This window comes from Pseudomonas sp. HD6515, from assembly GCF_024971855.1.
GTDB classification, from domain to species: Bacteria; Pseudomonadota; Gammaproteobacteria; order Pseudomonadales; family Pseudomonadaceae; genus Aquipseudomonas; species Aquipseudomonas alloputida.
This window is the reverse complement of the sequence record NZ_CP079827.1, coordinates 749,230-768,182: the sequence shown is the minus strand read 5'-3', so window position 1 is coordinate 768,182 and position 18,953 is coordinate 749,230. Positions and strand designations below refer to the sequence as shown.

Here is an 18,953-nt window from a genome sequence, read left to right as displayed (position 1 = left end):
CGCGCCCTTGATAAAAAGGGCGAGCAGCCTAGCACACTGGGGCGCTGCGAGCAGCTACCAGGCCGAACGCTGGGAAATCGGCACCTTCAGGTCTTCTTCCGGGTGCGTACCCATGCCGCACATTTCGTCCTGCACCGACCAGTGCACCAGGTTCATCGAGAGCAAGGGAATGGTTTGCAGCAACTTGCGCGCATCTTCCACCGAGTGCACGCGCAAGCGTTCACCGCGGGTATCGGACAGGGGGTGAGGATGGCCTTTGACCCGAGCCTCGAGCAGGTAGTCACCGCCTTCGATGGCGATCAGGTTCAGTTCGTCGACATGGCCAGCCCTGGCCTCGGTATTGAGCTGATGCAGGTTCATGAGAGCACCTCGCGATAGGAACCACGCATGAGAGCTCATTTTTTGTACAGACCGGCTAAAAGCACAAGCCAGAAACGACACCGCCCGTCCGTTTGGCAACGGCCGAGCGGTGTAAGCAGCAAGCGGACTCAGTGCTTGGTCAGCTTGTCCAGGTAGCCCATGCAGAACGCCGAGACCACGAAGGTCATGTGGATGATCACGTACCACATCAGGTAATCGGTGGAGATGTTCTGCGCATCCATGAACACCCGCAGCAGGTGAATGGACGAAATCGCCACGATCGACGCGGCAACCTTCATCTTCAGCGACGAGGAGTCCATCTTGCCCAGCCAGTTGAGCTTTTCCTTGCTTTCATCAATGTCCAGCTGCGAGACGAAGTTTTCGTAACCGGAAATCATCACCATCACCAGCAGGCCACCGACCAGCGACATGTCGATCAGCGACAGGATCACCAGGATCAGGTCGGCTTCGCTGAGGGCAAAGACGTTGGGCAGGACGTGGACCACTTCCTGGAAGAATTTCAGCGCCAGGGCCAGCAGGCCGAGGGACAGGCCGAAGTAGATCGGGGCGAGCAGCCAGCGCGAGGCGTACATCGCATTTTCGAGGATACGTTCCATGGAGGGTTTTGAGACTCGTCAGGTGACTGAAAAACGACGGCGAGTATAGCCAGCCACCTGTTACAGCAAAAGCCCGGGGGCTGCTCCGCAGCCTGATCGCGACACAAGGCCACACTCCCACAGCAAGGCGATGCTGTACCTGTGGGAGCGGCCTTGTGTCGCGATGGGCCGCAAAGCGGCCCCGGCATTTTTCAGGTCTCAGGATGAAACTGGTAATCCCCCAGGTTGCGACACCGCTCACCATTGATCCGTCGCAACTGCGCCTGCAAATGCAAACACCAGATCTGCGGGTCCTCGGCCACCTGGTACCCATGCAGGGTCAGGCTGTCGACAATGGCATTGAGCACCGACTCGGCCACCAGTGGCCCATGAAACGGGCCCTGCGCCTTGATCGCGGAGGGTTGTTCACCGGCCATGCCGGCGGCGAACAGCAACGTCCACATGCCGTTGTCACCGGCCAGCGGGCGAATGCTGCATTCGATACGGGTCACCAGGCCCAGGCACTGGCGTGTGAGGCTGAGGTTGCGCATGGCCGCGTCCCCTCCAATGAGCCTTGTTCAGCCCGAAACCCTCAGGCTGTTTCCATCCTGAACGCTGTACCGTCCTTAAGTTCCAGCATAGAGGAACAGTACAGAAAGATGGAAAACTGGCGCTGAACGGTAGCACATCGCCGCCAGCGCCAGTTTATTGACTCAGGCCGGTTTGGCCTGGGCAATTACCTCTTCCAGGCGTTCCTTTTCTGCCTTCTCGATGTCTTCCTCGCTGATCATCTCGGCAATTTCACGCAGGCGCTCCACCACCCGAGCGTTGACGCTGCCCTCGGTGAACAGCCCCTTGTCGTCGAGTACCCCGGCCTCCTCGCCCACCAGCAGGCTCAGCGCCTCATCAGCCTGGCTGACCGCGTAGACGTGGAACATGCCGTTCTCCACCGCCTGCAACACGCGCTCATCAAGCATCAGGGTGGCGACGTTGGCACGCGGAATGATCACCCCCTGCTCGCCGGTCAGGCCACGCGCCTCGCAGAGGCGGAAGAAGCCCTCGATCTTCTCGTTCACCCCCCCCACCGCCTGCACTTCACCGAACTGGTTGATGGAACCTGTGATGGCGAAGCACTGCTTGAGCGGCGTGCGCGACAAGGCCGAGATCAGCGTACAGGCTTCGCCCAGCGAGGCGCTGTCGCCGTCCACGTAGCCGTAGGACTGCTCCAGGGCGATGCTCGCGGAGATCGCCAGCGGGAACTCCTGGGCATAGCGGCTGCCCAGGTAACCGGTGAGGATCATCACCCCTTTGGAGTGGATCGGCTGGCCAAGGTTGACCTCACGCTCGATATCGACAATACCGCTGCCGCCGGGGTAGACGGTGGCCGAAATACGCGCGGGCATGCCGAACGCCGAGTCACCCACTTCCAGCACGGTCAGGCCGTTGCACTTGCCGATGGCCGCGCCTTCTGTGTCGATCAGGATGATGCCGGCGAGCATGTCGTCCAGCACCCGTTGCGACACACGGCCGGTACGGGTGGCCTTGGCCTTGAGCGCACGCTCGATGTGGCCTGCGTCGGTCATTTCGTCACTGGCCAGCTGGCGAATGAAATCAGCCTCGCTGACCAGCTGGAACAGGTCGCCGATACGCGCCGACAGGCGTGACTGGTTTTCAGCCAGACGCGCACTGTAGGTGGCCAGACGCGCCACCGCGTCACTGGTCAGCGGCGCCATGCCCTCTTCGTTGGTGCGGGTGCGCAACAGCTGGGCGAACTGCTCCAGGTTCTCGTCGACCATCGGCATGTCTTCATCGAAGTCCACCAGCACGCGGAACATCTCCTGGAAGTCCGGGTCGTGGTCCTGCAGTGCGTAGTACAGCTGGCGCGAGCCGATGATCACCAGCTTGACGTTCAGCGGAATCACCTGCGGCTGCAGGCTGACAGTGGCAACACGGCCCAGCTCACCGATCGGCGACTCCATCTTCAGCTTGCGCGACTGCAGCGCACGCTTGAGCGCGTCCCATACGAACGGCTCGCCCAGCATTTTCTCGGCTTCCAGAATCAGGAAGCCGCCGTTGGCCCGGTGCAGCGCGCCTGGGCGCAGTTGGCGATAGGAGGTATACAGCGCACCTTGGTCGGTGCTGTATTCGATACGGCCAAACAGATTGTCGTAGGTCGGGTGCGGCTCGAACACCACCGGCGCACCACCGTCAGCGTGATGGCCCACCACCAGGCTGGGCGCGTACTGCTCTTCGAGCAGCTTGCGGGCCACGGCGTCGGACTTGCTGTCATCGACCAGTTGCTCGACCAGCGTACGCAACAGGTTCAACTGCACCGATTGCAGGTAGGCGCAAACCGCCGCGTTTTCGGCGTACTTTTCCGACAGCGGCGCCAGCAACGGCTGCAGCGCCAGGGTGATGGTTTCTTCGTTGAGCTGGCGCAGCTGGTTGTTCGATTCGCGCTTCCATTGCGGCAGGCTGGCCAGCTCTTCGTTAAGGCGCTCCTCAAGCAGGGCAATGTCCTCGTGGAACTGCTCGCGCACCTCCTCCGGCAATTGGGCAAATTCAGCTTCATCCAGCGCCTTGCCATCAGCCATCGGCGTGAAGGCGACGTTGCTGGCATCGCGGTACAAGGCCACGTCCTTTTCCAGCGACGCGCGCTCGATCACATCCAGAGCGCGGTCATAACGCTGGTTGAAAGCGCGGTCGATGGCGCCCTTCTTCTGCTGGTAGGACGGGTGTTCGAACACCGCCGGGAACGTCGACAGCAGGTTGTCGATCAATCCGCCCATGTCGCTGATGAACTCGGCGGCGCTTCCGGACGGCAGCTCCAGTGCGCGTGGTTCACGGGTGTCGTCGAAGTGGTTGACGTAGACCCAGTCGGCCGGGGTCTGCTGGCGCTTGCCCTCGGCCTTGAGGTAGCGCTTGACGAACGAGAAGCGCCCGGTGCCGGGCTCGCCCATCACATACACATTGTAACCAGGACGCGGCATGGCCACGCCAAACTGCAGGGCCTCGACAGCACGTTCCTGGCCCAGAACTCCGCGAAACGGCTCCAGATCGTCGGTATGGGTAAAAGCAAACTGCTCGGGGGAGAAACGCCGGGTCAGGGCTTCAGGCGCAAGACGCAGGCGCGCAGCGACAGGATCGGGCATTGGGTTTCCTTACTTCGGCGGGCAGATACGCAGCATTCTGGCGCTGCCCGCGCGCGCCTTGCAAGGCTCCACAGGACTTTATGTCGCAGCCGGTGCAGTCTTGTGACAGCAAATTTTTCGCAATCAACAACGCAACCTTTAGATCGTGCCTAAACTCCAAACTGCGCGGGTGGGTGAAACGCTTTCCCGACCTGGCAACCGAGTTGCCAGAAACCCTGACCCTTGGTTAAGACAAAGAGAACAAATGCTATGAAACGGATTCTTCTGGGTACTCTGTTCACCGTGGTCTCGCTGAACGCCATGGCCGAAGCGCCGGGCGGCCCGAACTGCGGCTGGGGCAACATGCTGTTCGAAGGCCAGCGCGGCACGCCGGCACACTTCCTGGCTTCTACCACCAACGGCACCTCCGGTAACGCCACCTTCGGCATGACCTCCGGCACCAACGGCTGCTCGACCAAGGCTTCGCTGACCTACGGCGGCAAGTCCTGGTTCGCCATGAACGGCATGATGAACGAGCTTTCCGAAGACATGGCCATGGGCCAGGGCGAAGCACTGACCACCTATGCCGTCGTTCTCGGCGTAGCACCGGAGGACCGCAGCTACTTCAACTCGGTCACCCACCAGCACTTCAACCAGATCTTCAGCAGCGCCGACGTCACTGCCGAAACTGTCCACAGCAACACCCTGGCCGTTCTGAAGAGCGACCCCCGCCTGGCCAAATACGCTACCGAGGCCTAAGCACAGCTGCTCCCGCCCCACCCGGGGCGGGTTTCGCCTTTTTCGGCATCGTCAAGAAGTAGTTGCCCGATATGCTCAAACGCCTCGCTGCCCTGGCGCTGTGTGCCTGCGCCCCTGTTCATGCCGCCCCCCTGCTGGATCCAGGCCGTCTCCAGCAATTGGCCAATACCCCTTACTGGCTCGCCATTGGACATTACGAAACCGCCAAGCTCGGCGGCTGGCGCAGCTATGTGGACGATGATGCGTTCTTCCTCGCCGAAGATGGCGCGCATCATCCGGACCAGGAACTCAAGGCTACGGTCGCTGCGCTGTATGCCCCGGCCAGCCTCGGTGACAAGCACGCCCAGTGCGTATTCCCCGCGCGCACCCGCTGGCTGCGCGAACAGCTCGATCTGCAAGACTTGCCACAACCGGACTGCCAGGAATTCAAGACCTGGTACCAGTCGATCGACCCGCACAGCGCCGCGTTGATCTTCCCGGCAGCCTACCTGAACAGCCCGTCGTCGATGTTCGGGCACACCCTGCTGCGCATCGACCAGTCCAACACCCGCAGCGACGACACCACGCTGCTGAGCTACGCCATCAACTTCGGTGCCTATATCGAAGGCAGCGACAACAGCATCCTGTACGCCTGGAAAGGCCTGATGGGTGGCTACCCGGGGCTGTTCGCGCTGATGCCCTACCAGGAAAAACTGTCCGAATACCGCAGCTTGGAAAACCGCGACCTGTGGGAATACCAGCTGGACCTGACCCCCGAAGAAACCGGACGTATGGTCGAGCATGTGTGGGAGCTGAAGCAGATCCAGTTCGACTACTTCTTCTTCGACGAAAACTGCTCCTATCGCCTGCTGGAGCTGCTGCAAGTGGCCCGGCCAAGCCTGGACCTGACGTCTCAGTTCCCGCTGACCGCCATTCCCACCGACACGGTGAAAGCCGTGAAGCAGTCCGGCCTGGTCGCCAGCGAAACCTACCGCCCCTCTCGCGAACGTGAATTGCTGGCCAGGGCCGAGCCACTCGACCCCAACGAAAAGCGCCAGGTGCTGGCTGTAAGCGCCGACACTGCGCAATTGCAAAGCCCTGAATTCCAGGCCCTGCCTCGCGAACGCCAAGCGTTGGTGCAAGATGCCGCGTATCGTCTTGAGCGGTATCGGGCCAATGGCCAGGAACGCGATCCAGGGCAGGCCAAACGCAGCTTCGAGTTGCTGCGGGCGATCAACAGCAACCCGCCGCCGCCCCTGCAGATCGAGCGCCCCGGCCTGCCCGAGGATGGCCATGACTCGCGCACCTGGCAACTGGGCGTGGGCACCCGTGAAGACCGCGCCTACGCCGAATATGGCCTGCGCATGGCCTACCACGACCTGAATGACAACGCCTATGGCTTCCCGCTGGGCGCACAGATCGAAATCCTGCAATTGAAGCTGCGCCAGTACGAAGGAAACGATTGGCAGGTGCAGCGCCTGGACCTGGCCACCATCCGTTCACTGACACCCCGTAACGAGCTGCTCAAGCCTTGGTCATGGCAAGTGGCTGGGGGGCTGGAGCGGGTGCCGGGCAAGCATGATGACGAAGTGCTGGTGAGCCATGTGAATGGTGGCGCTGGCGGCACCTGGCAGCTGGCCGACGGTTTGCTGGGGTTTGCCTTGGGCACGGTGCGGGTCGAGCATCACAACGACTTCGCTGAGTTCATTGCCCCGGCGGCTGGCTTCAATGGCGGGCTGCTGTGGCGCAACGGACTGGGCAACATGACGCTGGAGGCCAAGGGCGATTACTTCACCAACGGCGAAGTGCGACGCAGTGTGAGCCTGAACCAGCAGTGGGAAATCAGCCAGAACCTTGGGCTTCGGTTGAGTGCCTCGCGTGAGTTCAGCCACCTGGCCACGGCACAGAACGAGGTGATGCTCGAGCTGAAGTGGTATCACTACTGACGTGAATTGTGGGAGCCATCCGACTCTTTGACACTGTTTTGACACCTACCCGACAAACCGCCACCTAGACTTCCCATCATCAACTGGAGGGCTTTGTGGCTATGTCGCGGTACTGGTTCGGCGTGTGCATTGCGGTGTTGCTGTCAGGTTGCGAAACCACCCACGAGCAGATGGTCAACCACGGTTACCCGCCCGCCTATGCGGATGGCTTCCAGGACGGCTGCAGCAGTGGCCGCCAGGCGGCCGGGCTGATGGTGGGCAACTTTCGCAAAAACGTACCGCGCTACCTGCACGAGCGTCAGTACGAAACCGGCTGGGACGATGGCTTCCGCCAGTGTCACGCCATGCAGAACAGCGAAGAACAGCGCCAATACCACGAGCGCTTCTGGGACCAGCGCGACCGCGAGTGGGAACAGGAAAAGGACCGCGGCGCTGCCAAGGCCTATCGCCACAACTGAGTCGCAAACGGACATTCCTTTAAACCGGCGGCCTGCCATGATGGTCTCACGCACAAGGAGGCCCTGCATGAGCCGAGCATTCGTCAACGAAGACCAAGCCGCCGACCAGGCCGACCAGCCGGTCGAGCGGCGCATCAGCGAACAGCCCAACTATGTGACGGCCAGCGGCCTGCGCCAGCTGCAGACGCGGGTGGCCGAGCTGAATGCCTTGCGCAGCGAACTGCAGGCGCAGGGCGAACAGGGCGACAAACAACGGCTGGCCGATACCGAGCGGGATCTGCGCTACTTCAGCGCGCGGGTGCAAAGCGCCCAGGTGGTACCCGCGGCGACTTCGCATAGCAAGGTACAGATTGGTAGCCGGGTGCGATTTGTCGACGCGCAGGACCAGGAGCAGGTGGTGCAGCTGGTGGGCGAGGATGAGGCGGATGCCGGGCGTGGCTTGATCAACTGGGGTTCGCCATTGGGGCGGGCTTTGCTCGGGGCTGGGCCGGGGGATGAGGTGGTCTGGCGGCGGCCGGTGGGGGAACAGGTGATAGAGGTGGTTGAGATTCTGGGCGAGGGTTGAGGGCCCTGGGGGCTGCTTTGCAGCCCATCGCGACGCAAGGCCGCTCCCACAAGCTGGACTGCCACCGAGAAATTGGACACCAATCCAACCCTTGGTAGCCTGTGAGAGCCTGTGAGAGCCTGTGAGAGCCTGTGAGAGCCTGTGGGAGCGGCCTTGCGTCGCGATGGGCCGCAAAGCGGCCCCCTACGGTCTCAGATCAGACCACGCCCTGAGCCAGCATCGCATCGGCCACTTTCACGAAGCCCGCGATGTTCGCCCCTTTGACGTAGTTGATACGGCCATCCGCCTCTTCACCGTAGTGCACGCATGCATGGTGAATAGACTGCATGATGTTGTGCAGCTTGCTGTCCACTTCACCGGCCGTCCACAGCAGGCGCATGGCGTTCTGCGACATTTCCAGGCCCGACACGGCTACGCCGCCCGCATTGGAGGCCTTGCCCGGGGCGTACAGAATGCCGGCGTCCAGGAAGATATCCACAGCCTCGAGGGTAGTCGGCATGTTGGCGCCTTCGGCCACACAGATACAGCCGTTACGCAGCAAGGTGCGGGCATCTTCGGCGCCCAGCTCGTTCTGCGTGGCGCATGGCAGGGCGATGTCGCACGGCAGGCTCCACGGGGTCTGGCCCTTGCGGAACTCAAGGCCGAATTGCCCGGCCAGCTCGCTGATACGTCCACGCTTGACGTTTTTCAGCTCCATCAAGGCGTCCCACTGGGCGTCGGTCAGCCCGGCTTCTGCATACAAGGTACCTTCAGAGTCAGACAGCGAGATCACCTTGCCGCCCAGGTCCATGACCTTACGCGCAGCATACTGGGCGACGTTGCCCGAACCAGACACCGCCACGCGGCGGCCGTCGATACGCTTGTCCTGACGCTTGAGCATTTCTTCGGCGAAGTAAACGCAGCCATAGCCGGTGGCTTCCGGGCGGATCAGGCTGCCGCCATAGGTCATGCCCTTGCCGGTCAACACCGAGGTGAACTGGTTGGCCAGGCGCTTGTACTGGCCGAACATGAAGCCGATTTCGCGGGCACCCACGCCGATGTCACCGGCCGGTACGTCGCAGTCAGCGCCAATGTGTCGATACAGCTCGCTCATGAACGCCTGGCAGAAGCGCATCACTTCGGCGTCGCTCTTGCCTTTCGGGTCAAAGTCCGAGCCGCCCTTGCCGCCACCCATGGGCAGCGAGGTCAGCGAGTTCTTGAACACCTGTTCGAACGCCAGGAACTTCAGCACGCTGAGGTTCACCGACGGGTGGAAGCGCAGCCCGCCCTTGTACGGGCCAATGGCACTGCTCATCTGAATGCGGTAACCGCGGTTGACCTGCACCTTGCCCTGGTCGTCGACCCACGAGACGCGGAACAGTACGGCGCGCTCGGGCTCGACCATGCGCTCGAGGATGCCGGACTGCAGGTAGTGGGGGTTGGCTTCAAGGAATGGCCACAGGGTGCGCAGCACCTCTTCCACCGCCTGGTGGAATTCCGGCTGGCCTGGGTCACGCTGCTTTAGGCGTGCAAGGAAATTGTCGACAGATTCGATCATGGTAGACATCTCACCAAGAGGATTGGACTTATTGGTTTTTTTCAGAAATGTACCAAGAAGCAATCGCACCGGAATAGGGCGAAATGTCGTTTTTTTGAAATTATTTGGTGCGTTTTATGTAAGTGTATACAAAATACACCTTCGCCTCGCCCTTTATAGCGGCCCGCCAGGCACAAAAATGGGGCCCCTTGGGGCCCCATTCTTGTGCATCAGAAAACCGGCTTACTGGGCCAGTTTCTTGTGCCGTACACGGTGCGGCTGGGCTGCAGCATCACCCAGACGCTTCTTGCGGTCGGCTTCGTACTCGGTGTAGTTACCTTCGAAGAACACCACATTCGAGTCGTCTTCGTACGCCAGGATGTGAGTAGCCACACGGTCCAGGAACCAACGGTCGTGGGAAATCACGATCGCGGCGCCCGGGAAGTCCAGCAGGGCTTCTTCCAGCGAGCGCAAGGTTTCGACGTCGAGGTCGTTGGACGGTTCGTCGAGCAGCAGAACGTTACCGCCTTCCTTCAGGGTCAGGGCCAGGTGCAGGCGGCCACGCTCACCACCGGACAGGTCCTTGACGAACTTCTGCTGATCGCCACCTTTGAAGTTGAAGCGGCCAACGTAGGTACGCGAAGGGATCTCGTAGTTGCCGATGCGGATCTGGTCGGAACCGTCGGAGATCTGCTGGAACACGGTCTTGGCGCCGTCCAGGTCCTCGCGGCTTTGGTCAACACAGGCCAACTGCACGGTTTCACCGATCTCGATGCTGCCCGAGTCCGGTTGCTCCTTGCCCATCAACATGCGGAACAGGGTCGACTTACCGGCACCGTTACCACCGATCACGCCAACGATGGCGCCTTTGGGCATGGCGAACGACAGGTTGTCGATCAGCACACGGTCACCGTAGCCCTTGGTGACGTTCTTGAACTCGATAACCTTGTCACCCAGGCGCGGACCGGCCGGGATGTAGATTTCGTTGGTTTCGCTGCGCTTCTGGAATTCCTGCGACTGCATTTCTTCAAAGCGCTGCAGACGGGCCTTGGATTTGGACTGGCGGGCTTTGGCGCCTTTGCGCACCCACTCCAGTTCCTCTTTCATGGCCTTCTCGTGGGCGCTCTGCTGCTTGGATTCCTGCGCCAGACGCTCCGACTTGGCTTCCAGCCAGCCCGAGTAGTTGCCTTCGTACGGGATGCCGGCGCCGCGGTCCAGCTCCAGGATCCAGCCGGCGACGTTGTCGAGGAAGTAACGGTCGTGGGTAATGGCTACCACGGTACCCGGGAAGTCGTGCAGGAAGCGCTCCAACCAGGCCACCGAGTCGGCGTCCAAGTGGTTGGTGGGTTCGTCCAGCAGCAGCATGTCGGGTGCCGACAGCAGCAGGCGGCACAGGGCCACACGGCGCTTCTCACCACCGGACAGGTGTTCGATGCGCGCATCCCAGGCGGGCAGGCGCAGGGCGTCGGCAGCGACGTCCAGCTGGCGCTCCAGGTTGTGGCCATCAGCGGCCTGCAGGATGGCTTCCAGCTTGGCCTGCTCGGCGGCCAGCTTGTCGAAGTCGGCATCCGGCTCGGCGTAGGCCGCGTAGACCTCGTCCAGGCGGGCCTGGGCGTCCTTGATTACGCTGACCGCCTCCTCGACCACTTCACGCACGGTCTTGGTTGGGTCCAGTTGCGGTTCCTGTGGCAGGTAACCCACGTTGATGTCGGGCATCGGACGGGCTTCGCCGTCGAATTCCTTGTCGACGCCCGCCATGATCCGCAGCAGGGTCGATTTACCGGCGCCGTTCAGGCCAAGTACGCCAATCTTGGCGCCAGGGAAGAACGACAGGGAAATGTTCTTGAGAATTTCCCGCTTCGGCGGCACGACCTTGCTCAGCCGATGCATGGTGTAGACGTATTGAGCCAAAACCAAGCCCTCTAATCAGATAGGTAAAGACATCGCCGATCGCCCCGGCACGCGGTGGCCAGTGGGATGTGTTTACGGGGTGTCATTGAACAAAGTCGACCATTCTACGCCAACGCGCGGCGTTGCATAGGAGGGGCCGATAGTGGGGTGTGATCGGGGTGATCCCTGGGGGGAATCTATTGCCTGTGCTGGCCTCTTCGCGGCTAAAGCCGCTTCTACAGGGATCTGACTGCCTTCAAGGGCAATGCAGTACCTGTGGGAGCGCCTTTAGCCGCGAAAGGGCCGGCACAGCAGCCGAAGAGGCTCAGACGTGACGCTGCTTGGCCTTGCCCCGCGGCAAGCGGCAACGGTCGCCCTGCTCGGCCAGGCGTGCGGCCCAGGCGGACTTCACGCTGAAGCCGCCGCTGCGGGCAGGGTGCTGCTCGGCCGCCTTGGCCGGTTTGCCAGGTGCAGGCGCAGTGCTGACCACCTTGGCTGCCGGCTTGACCGCCGGTACTGCAACAGCCGGCTCTGCTGCCACCTTGGCGGTCTTGCGCAGTTCAGCCAGCGATGGGGCCTTGCTTTTGGCGGCAGCGGCCGCCTCGGGTTTGCCCAGCGAACGCTGGCAAGACTTGCAGGATACGTCCTCGGTCACGGCAGTACTGACAAGGGTCTGACTGCTGCGCCCGCAGGCGGAATCGAGGCCATTGGAGGAAAAGTGAGTAACCAAAAGCGAACATCTCCGATGCGTTGTCATGTATAGCGGGCGCTATTCTCGCACAGGTTACAGGGGCTTGCCGAACCACCGGGCAGCCACCACCGGTCAACATGGCTGGCACTTCGCCATAATCCGAGGCATGCTAGCCGGTTTCGGGTGTCCGGCTTTATAGTGCGCCACCGCGGTGCGCAAGCCCGGCGCCGGCACGCTCCGTGCACGATCATTCCCTGCCATCGCCAGCCCAATCGCAGGATCAACGCTTGACCAACCTTACTCATCCGTCGTCATTGCGTTCCGCCCCACAAGCACCCGCAACTATCCTGCGCGGGTCGATCAAGGGTGCGCTGGCGCTGCTGGCCCTGATCCTGCTGGGCCTGCTGCTGTGGCAGCTGTTCGCCCAGTTCAATCATACCCAGGCCGAATTGCGCAAACAGAGCCTGGACGCCTCCGCGGAACTGGCCGACCATCTGAGCCTGAACATGGCGCTCAAGGCGCAACAGGCCGTAAACGTGGTGCAACCCTACCTTGATGCACCAACACCTGCCGCCCTGCCCAGCCTGCTCGGTACCCTGCGCGAGCGCCTCCCCGCCCTGCAGAGCATGGCCTGGCTGAACAACACCGGGCAGCTACGCGCCGACAGCCTGGCCGGCAGCCCCGACCGCCAGTCGCTTGACGAGTTGCTCGTGCTGAGCCAGGGACGCCCGTACTTCTTCACCAATTCGGCCGACAACCACATCCTGTACCTGTTGCTGCGCCAGGATGCCTCACAGGGTAGCGGCTACTGGCTACTGCGCCTGTCACCGGACTATTACCGCGAGCTTACCCTCCACCTCGAGGGCAGTGGCCACCCGCAGTGGCTGCTGGAAAACAGCCGCAGCGGCGAGGTGCTGCAGCGCCATACCGCAACCGACACCAGCGACGAGCCGCTGCAAAGCGTGATGCTGGCCTTTATCGAAAACAGCACCTGGCAGCTACGCGGTCTGTTCGACGCCAAACTGGCCCGACAAAAATTATTGCCGGCGCTGTTTGGCAAATGCCTGCTGGTGCTGTTCTGCGCCCTGCTGCCGGTGCTGGCGCTGATCAACATGCGTCGCCGCCAGCGGGCGCTGCAGGAAGACCGTCGGCGTTATCAGGAAATTTTTGAAGGCACCGGCGTTGCCCTGTGCGTGCTCGACCTGTCCAGCCTGCCTGGCCAGCTCGATCGCTACCACCTGCGTAACCGGGCCGCACTCAAGCACAGCCTGGCGCTGGACCCGAACCTGCGCCGCTCGCTGCTGCTGGAGCTGAAGATCACCGAGGTCAACCAAGTGGCGCGCCAGCTGCTGAACATCGACTGCCACGAAGGTGCCTGGCAGCGGCTGATCAATGGCACTGGCGACAGCCGAGACAGCGTCGGCATGCAACTGATCGACGCACTGATCGAACAACGCCCGCTGCTGGAGCTGGAAGTGCGCTTGCCGACACCGCAGGGCGACGAGCTGCACCTGTGGCTGATGGCCCGCCTGCCGCTGCAGCGTCGTGATCACCAGGCGGTGATCCTCAGCATCAGCGATATCACCAGCCGCAAACAGGTGGAGCTGTCGCTACTGGAACGCGAAAGCTTCTGGTCGGACGTGGTACGCACCGTACCCGACCAGTTGTATGTGCAGGATGTGCCCAGCCAGCGGATGATCTTCAGCAACCGCCACCTCGGCCAGACCCTGGGCTACGACCGCACCGAGCTGGCACAGATGGGCGACCGCTTCTGGGAGCTGCTGCTGCACCCCGAGGACGCCGCACACTACCAGGCACTGCGCCAGCAACAGCGCGACAGCGGTCATGACCAACCGCTGCACTGCCAGCTGCGCTTCCGCCACCGCGACGGAAGCTGGCGCTGCTACGACATCCGCGAGCAAGTGCTGACCCGCAACGCCGAAGGCCTGGTGACGCGCATCATCGGTGTGGGCAAGGATGTCACCGTTCAGATCGAGGCCAGCCAGTCGCTACGTGACAGCGAGCAACGCTACCGCATGCTCGCCGAAAGCATCAGCGACGTGATCTTTTCCACCGACAACCAGCTCAAGCTCAATTATGTCAGCCCCTCGGTACAGAGCGTGCTGGGCTACCAGGCCGACTGGATCTTCGCCAACGGCTGGCAGTCGATCGTCGCCAACCCGGCCCAGCTCACTGGCATCTACAGCCTGATGGAGCGTGTCAGCAAGGCCATGGGCGATCCGGCGCAGATGGCGCAACTGTGCAGCCAGTTACCCACCCAGCTGTTCCTGTTCGACTGCCTGCGTGCCGATGGCCGCAAGATCCCGATCGAGCTGCGCCTGGTGCTGGTGTGGGACGATGACCAGCGCTTCGAAGGCGTACTCGGGGTGGGCCGCGACATCAGCCAGCAACGTCGTGCCGAAAAAGACCTGCGCATGGCCGCGACCGTATTCGAACATTCCACGTCGGCGATCCTAATCACCGACCCGGCCGGCTATATCGTCCAGGCCAACGAGGCGTTCAGCCGCGTCAGCGGTTACGCCGTCAGTGAAGTGCTCGACCAATTGCCGGGCATGCTCACTGTCGATGAACAGCAGGAAGGCCACCTGCGCTATGTGGTCAAGCAACTGCACCAGCGCGGCAGCTGGGAAGGTGAGGTGTGGCTCAAGCGCCGTGACGGCGACCATTACCCGGCCTGGGTCGGCATCACCGCGGTACTGGACGACGAAGGCGACCTGGCCAGCTACGTGTGCTTCTTCACCGACATCAGCGAACGCAAGGCCAGCGAACAGCGCATCCACCGCCTGGCCTACTACGACGCCCTTACCCACCTGCCCAACCGCACACTGTTCCAGGACCGTTTGTACAATGCCCTGCAGCAGGCCGAGCGGCAGAAGGCCTGGGTGGTGCTGATGTTCCTCGACCTCGACCGCTTCAAACCGATCAACGACTCCCTCGGCCATGCGGCCGGCGACCGCATGCTCAAGGACATGGCCCTGCGCCTGCTGGCCTGCGTGGATGACGACGACACGGTGGCACGCATGGGCGGCGACGAGTTCACCCTGCTGCTGCAGCCGCGCCCCACCCGCGAAATGGCCCTGAACCGCGCCATCCACGTGGCCGAGAACATCCTCGGCAGCCTGGTGCGGCCGTTCGTGCTGGAAAACCGCGAGTTCTTCGTCACCGCCAGCATCGGCATCGCCCTCAGCCCGCAGGATGGCAGTGAGCTGAGCCAGCTGATGAAGAACGCCGACACCGCCATGTACCACGCCAAGGAGCGCGGCAAGAACAACTTCCAGTTCTACCAGGCCGAAATGAACGCCAGCGCCCTGGAGCGTCTGGAGCTGGAAAGCGACCTGCGCCATGCCATGGAGCAGAACGAGTTCATCCTCTACTACCAGCCGCAGTTCAGCGGCGACGGCAAGCGCCTGACGGGCGCCGAAGCGCTGCTGCGCTGGCGTCACCCAACCCGTGGCCTGGTGCCGCCGGGTGACTTCATCCCGGTGATCGAAGAACTGGGCCTGGTGGTGGACGTGGGCGACTGGGTGCTGCGCGAGGCCAGCCGCCAGCTCAAGGCCTGGCACAAGGCCAAGGTGCGAGTGCCGAAAGTGTCGGTGAATATTTCGGCGCGGCAGTTCTCAGACGGCCAACTGGGCACGCGGATTGCCAACATCCTGGAAGAAAGCGGCCTGCCGCCGGCGTGCCTGGAACTGGAGTTGACCGAAAGTATCCTGATGCGTGAGGTGAACGAGGCGCTGCAGATTCTTGCCAGCCTGAAGAACCTCGGCCTGAGCATTGCGGTAGACGACTTCGGCACCGGCTACTCGTCGCTCAACTACCTCAAGCAGTTCCCCATCGACGTCCTGAAGATCGACCGTACCTTCGTTGACGGCCTGCCCGAAGGCGAACAGGACGCGCAGATTGCCCGGGCGATCATCGCCATGGCCCACAGCCTCAACCTGGCAGTCATCGCTGAGGGCGTGGAAACCCACGAACAGCTGGAGTTTCTGCGCGAGCATGGTTGCGACGAGGTGCAGGGCTATCTGTTCGGGCGGCCGATGCCGGCGCATCAGTTCGAGGCGCAATTCTCCAACGAGACCTTGTTCATGTTCCATTGACCCGCACGCTGCCTGCTCGCAAGGTCCCCCGTAGGAGCGGGTTTACCCGCGAACACCGGCAAAGCCGGTGCCATCCACCGCGCCGCCTTCTTAGCGGGTAAACCCGTTCCGACAAGTACGATGTCGCGACACAATCCTGCATAAAAAGCGGACTTCCAGGTCAACTCCTGCCCCCGCCCAGCCCAGAAACGGCGCGGGATGCAAGATGAAGCCCATTGGTCTGCGACTTGACGCCACTTCATATGCCAGCCGCGAATCAATCGGTTAGAATGCACACCCAAATTACCCCGATCCTTGAGGACCGCCATGTTCAGCCGTGATTTGACCATTGCCAAGTACGACGCCGAGCTCTTCGAAGCCATGCAGCAAGAAGCTCTGCGCCAGGAAGAGCATATCGAGCTGATCGCTTCGGAAAACTACACCAGCCCGGCAGTCATGGAAGCCCAGGGCTCGGTCCTGACCAACAAGTACGCCGAAGGCTACCCAGGCAAGCGCTACTACGGCGGTTGCGAGTACGTCGACGTCGTCGAGCAACTGGCCATCGACCGTGCCAAGGAGCTGTTCGGCGCCGACTACGCCAACGTACAGCCGCACGCTGGCTCCCAGGCCAACGCTGCCGTCTACCTGGCCCTGCTGTCTGCCGGTGACACCATCCTGGGCATGAGCCTGGCCCACGGTGGCCACCTGACCCACGGTGCTTCGGTAAGCTCCTCGGGCAAGCTGTACAACGCTATCCAGTACGGCATCGACGGCAACGGCCTGATCGACTACGACGAAGTCGAGCGCCTGGCTGTCGAGCACAAGCCCAAGATGATCGTTGCCGGCTTCTCGGCCTACTCGCAGGTTCTGGACTTCGCCCGCTTCCGCGCCATCGCCGACAAGGTCGGTGCCTACCTGTTCGTCGACATGGCCCACGTTGCCGGCCTGGTTGCCGCTGGCGTGTACCCGAACCCTGTTCCGTTCGCCGACGTGGTCACCACCACCACCCACAAGACCCTGCGCGGCCCGCGCGGCGGCCTGATCCTGGCCCGTGCCAACGCCGACATCGAGAAGAAGCTGAACTCCGCCGTCTTCCCGGGCGCCCAGGGCGGCCCGCTGGAGCACGTCATCGCGGCCAAGGCCATCTGCTTCAAGGAAGCCCTGCAGCCAGAGTTCAAGGCTTACCAGCAGCAGGTCGTGAAGAACGCCCAGGCCATGGCCAGCGTGTTCATCGAGCGCGGTTTCGACGTGGTTTCCGGTGGCACCCAGAACCACCTGTTCCTGCTGTCGCTGATCAAGCAGGAAATCTCCGGTAAGGATGCTGACGCCGCACTGGGCAAAGCCTTCATCACCGTCAACAAGAACTCGGTACCGAACGACCCGCGTTCGCCGTTCGTCACCTCGGGCCTGCGTTTCGGCACCCCAGCCGTGACCACCCGTGGTTTCAAGGAAGCCGAGTGCAAGGAACTGGCCGGCTGGATCTGCGACATCCTGGCCGACCTGAACAACGAAGCGGTGATCGACGCTGTCCGTGAGAAGGTCAAGGCCATCTGCAAGAAGCTGCCGGTTTACGGCAACTGATTGGCGCTTGCCTGAAGTGAAAAAGCCCGGCCCAGTGCCGGGCTTTTTCGTTTGATTTCGTTTGTTTCACACGCACTGCTGCTCTTTGGAGGAGCAACTGTCTTGCTCAATTTGTAAAAGCTGGCGCGATCCCTGTGGGAGCGGCCTTGCGTCGCGATAGGGCCGCGTAGCGGCCCCAGGATCGCGGCATCATGCATAGATTGCAGGGGCCGCTTTGCGGCCCTATCGCGACGCAAGGCCGCTCCCACAAAGACCGCGTTCCCAGTTGATCACCGCACAGGCCACACCTTGACCAGAGAACAACTCGAGACCCACCAGATCCCGATCTACTTCGCTGCCGTGCTCGCAGCCGTTGCCTTCGGCTTGATGGCCAGCCACAGCGCACGGCATCTGGAAGCCCTGATCACTCCGGCCATCGCCGTGCTGATGTACGCGATGTTCCTGCAAATACCCTTCCTCGACCTGCGCCAGGGCCTGGGTAACCGCCGCTTCATCACGGCCCTGCTACTGGCCAATTTCATGCTCGTTCCGCTGCTTGTCTGGGCCATCACCCGCGGGCTGGTGGAACACCCGGCGATCCTCGTCGGTGCCTTGCTGGTGCTGCTTACGCCCTGCATCGACTACGTGGTGGTGTTCACCCACATTGGCAAAGGCGACTCACGCCTGACACTGGCCGCAACCCCCCTGTTATTGCTGGCGCAACTGGTGCTGCTGCCGGTGTATCTGGCCCTGATGCTGGGTGGCAGCAGCCAGGTGGCAATTTCCATCACCCCGTTCGTGGAAGCCTTCGTGCTGTTGATCGTGTTGCCGATGGCCCTCGCGGTGCTCACCAGCGCCGGTGCCCGGCGCTCGCGCGCAGTCGCGACCTGGAACGACGCCTGGGCGTGGTTGCCGGTGCCGGCGATGGCCTTGGTGCTGATGGTGGTGATCGCTTCGCAGATTGTCGTGGTACTGCGTGATTTCGACCGTTTACTGCCGGTGGTTCCGGTATACATCGGCTTCATGCTGCTGGCGCCGGTGCTCGGCTTCATCTGTGCGCGCCTGCTGCGCCTGCCGGCCAGCGAGGCACGCTCGGTGACCTTCAGCGCAGCCACGCGCAACTCGCTGGTGGTGCTGCCGCTGGCGCTGGCGTTGCCAGAAGAGATGCGCGGGTTGGCGGCAGCGGCGGTGATCACGCAAACCCTGGTAGAGCTGGTGAGCGAACTGATCTATGTACGGGCGGTACCACGGTTTGTGCGTTGACCCGTGGCACTCGTCATAGAGAAAAGACTATTCGAGGCACATAGCAAACATCCGCACCTCTTCCAGATAGCCGACCTCGATACGCCGGGCCAGGCTCAACGTCAGCGACTGTTCGCCTCTAGCAAAGCCGCCCGGCCACGTG

14 protein-coding genes are annotated in these 18,953 nt (G+C 62.3%); 7 read left to right on the top strand and 7 right to left on the bottom strand.

What is annotated here, in order from left to right; genetic code table 11:
- Positions 1 to 54: 54 nt before the first annotated feature.
- The 4 genes from KW568_RS03605 to KW568_RS03590 all read right to left on the bottom strand — a co-directional run bounded on the left by KW568_RS03605 (position 55) and on the right by KW568_RS03590 (position 4,108).
- A complete protein-coding gene (locus KW568_RS03605) occupies positions 55 to 360 on the bottom strand; it encodes a DUF6482 family protein (RefSeq protein ID WP_003247483.1) in 306 nt (101 codons plus the stop codon).
- A 128-nt stretch (positions 361 to 488) separates the two neighbouring features.
- Entirely contained in the window at positions 489 to 977 is a 489-nt protein-coding gene (locus KW568_RS03600; protein WP_003247486.1) for a TIGR00645 family protein, read from the bottom strand.
- 191 nt (positions 978 to 1,168) lie between these two features.
- Positions 1,169 to 1,507 (bottom strand): hypothetical protein, encoded by a 339-nt coding sequence (locus KW568_RS03595; protein WP_003247487.1) that lies wholly within the window; start codon positions 1,505 to 1,507, stop codon positions 1,169 to 1,171.
- Positions 1,508 to 1,669: 162 nt separating this feature from the next.
- Positions 1,670 to 4,108, bottom strand: a complete 2,439-nt coding sequence (locus KW568_RS03590; RefSeq protein ID WP_004575710.1) for a Lon protease family protein — start codon at positions 4,106 to 4,108, stop codon at positions 1,670 to 1,672.
- A 249-nt stretch (positions 4,109 to 4,357) separates the two neighbouring features.
- On the opposite strand from KW568_RS03590, the gene KW568_RS03585 reads away from it, so the two are divergent.
- The 4 genes from KW568_RS03585 to KW568_RS03570 all read left to right on the top strand — a co-directional run bounded on the left by KW568_RS03585 (position 4,358) and on the right by KW568_RS03570 (position 7,794).
- Complete coding sequence (locus KW568_RS03585; protein WP_003247492.1) at positions 4,358 to 4,846, top strand: DUF3015 domain-containing protein; 489 nt, start codon at positions 4,358 to 4,360, stop codon at positions 4,844 to 4,846.
- A 71-nt stretch (positions 4,847 to 4,917) separates the two neighbouring features.
- A complete protein-coding gene (locus tag KW568_RS03580) occupies positions 4,918 to 6,771 on the top strand; it encodes a DUF4105 domain-containing protein (RefSeq protein ID WP_004575711.1) in 1,854 nt (617 codons plus the stop codon).
- A gap of 101 nt (positions 6,772 to 6,872) precedes the next feature.
- Positions 6,873 to 7,229 (top strand): hypothetical protein, encoded by a 357-nt coding sequence (locus KW568_RS03575; protein WP_004575712.1) that lies wholly within the window; start codon positions 6,873 to 6,875, stop codon positions 7,227 to 7,229.
- Positions 7,230 to 7,296: 67 nt separating this feature from the next.
- Positions 7,297 to 7,794 (top strand): GreA/GreB family elongation factor, encoded by a 498-nt coding sequence (locus tag KW568_RS03570; protein ID WP_004575713.1) that lies wholly within the window; start codon positions 7,297 to 7,299, stop codon positions 7,792 to 7,794.
- Between the two features lie 196 nt (positions 7,795 to 7,990).
- Here the strand turns inward: KW568_RS03570 and gdhA are convergent, their stop codons facing one another.
- From gdhA to KW568_RS03555, 3 genes are all read right to left on the bottom strand, one after another.
- On the bottom strand, positions 7,991 to 9,331 hold the full coding sequence (gdhA, locus tag KW568_RS03565) for an NADP-specific glutamate dehydrogenase (protein ID WP_003247498.1): 1,341 nt from the start codon (positions 9,329 to 9,331) through the stop codon (positions 7,991 to 7,993).
- Between the two features lie 222 nt (positions 9,332 to 9,553).
- The gene (gene ettA / locus KW568_RS03560; protein ID WP_003247499.1) at positions 9,554 to 11,221 is read right to left on the bottom strand and encodes an energy-dependent translational throttle protein EttA; all 1,668 of its coding nucleotides are present in this window, start codon (positions 11,219 to 11,221) and stop codon (positions 9,554 to 9,556) included.
- Between the two features lie 304 nt (positions 11,222 to 11,525).
- A complete protein-coding gene (locus tag KW568_RS03555; protein ID WP_004575714.1) occupies positions 11,526 to 11,930 on the bottom strand; it encodes a hypothetical protein in 405 nt (134 codons plus the stop codon).
- Between the two features lie 248 nt (positions 11,931 to 12,178).
- Here KW568_RS03555 and KW568_RS03550 point away from each other — a divergent pair, with 248 nt between their 5' ends.
- The 3 genes from KW568_RS03550 (at position 12,179) to KW568_RS03540 (ending at position 18,811) form a co-directional block, all read left to right on the top strand.
- Positions 12,179 to 16,009, top strand: a complete 3,831-nt coding sequence (locus tag KW568_RS03550; protein ID WP_003247503.1) for an EAL domain-containing protein — start codon at positions 12,179 to 12,181, stop codon at positions 16,007 to 16,009.
- Between the two features lie 306 nt (positions 16,010 to 16,315).
- Positions 16,316 to 17,569, top strand: a complete 1,254-nt coding sequence (glyA, locus tag KW568_RS03545; protein WP_003247505.1) for a serine hydroxymethyltransferase — start codon at positions 16,316 to 16,318, stop codon at positions 17,567 to 17,569.
- A 288-nt stretch (positions 17,570 to 17,857) separates the two neighbouring features.
- A complete protein-coding gene (locus KW568_RS03540; protein WP_004575715.1) occupies positions 17,858 to 18,811 on the top strand; it encodes an arsenic resistance protein in 954 nt (317 codons plus the stop codon).
- The last annotated feature ends 142 nt before the right edge of the window (positions 18,812 to 18,953 follow it).

What these genes read in the sequence shown, in the direction of transcription:
- KW568_RS03570 (WP_004575713.1), top strand. Translation starts at nt 7,297, where the DNA reads ATGAGCCGAGCATTCGTCAACGAAGACCAAGCCGCCGACCAGGCCGAC.
- KW568_RS03600 (WP_003247486.1), bottom strand. Translation starts at nt 977, where the DNA reads ATGGAACGTATCCTCGAAAATGCGATGTACGCCTCGCGCTGGCTGCTC.
- KW568_RS03595 (WP_003247487.1), bottom strand. Translation starts at nt 1,507, where the DNA reads ATGCGCAACCTCAGCCTCACACGCCAGTGCCTGGGCCTGGTGACCCGT.
- KW568_RS03605 (WP_003247483.1), bottom strand. Translation starts at nt 360, where the DNA reads ATGAACCTGCATCAGCTCAATACCGAGGCCAGGGCTGGCCATGTCGAC.
- KW568_RS03580 (WP_004575711.1), top strand. Translation starts at nt 4,918, where the DNA reads ATGCTCAAACGCCTCGCTGCCCTGGCGCTGTGTGCCTGCGCCCCTGTT.
- KW568_RS03585 (WP_003247492.1), top strand. Translation starts at nt 4,358, where the DNA reads ATGAAACGGATTCTTCTGGGTACTCTGTTCACCGTGGTCTCGCTGAAC.
- KW568_RS03590 (WP_004575710.1), bottom strand. Translation starts at nt 4,108, where the DNA reads ATGCCCGATCCTGTCGCTGCGCGCCTGCGTCTTGCGCCTGAAGCCCTG.
- KW568_RS03575 (WP_004575712.1), top strand. Translation starts at nt 6,873, where the DNA reads ATGTCGCGGTACTGGTTCGGCGTGTGCATTGCGGTGTTGCTGTCAGGT.
- gdhA (WP_003247498.1), bottom strand. Translation starts at nt 9,331, where the DNA reads ATGATCGAATCTGTCGACAATTTCCTTGCACGCCTAAAGCAGCGTGAC.
- glyA (WP_003247505.1), top strand. Translation starts at nt 16,316, where the DNA reads ATGTTCAGCCGTGATTTGACCATTGCCAAGTACGACGCCGAGCTCTTC.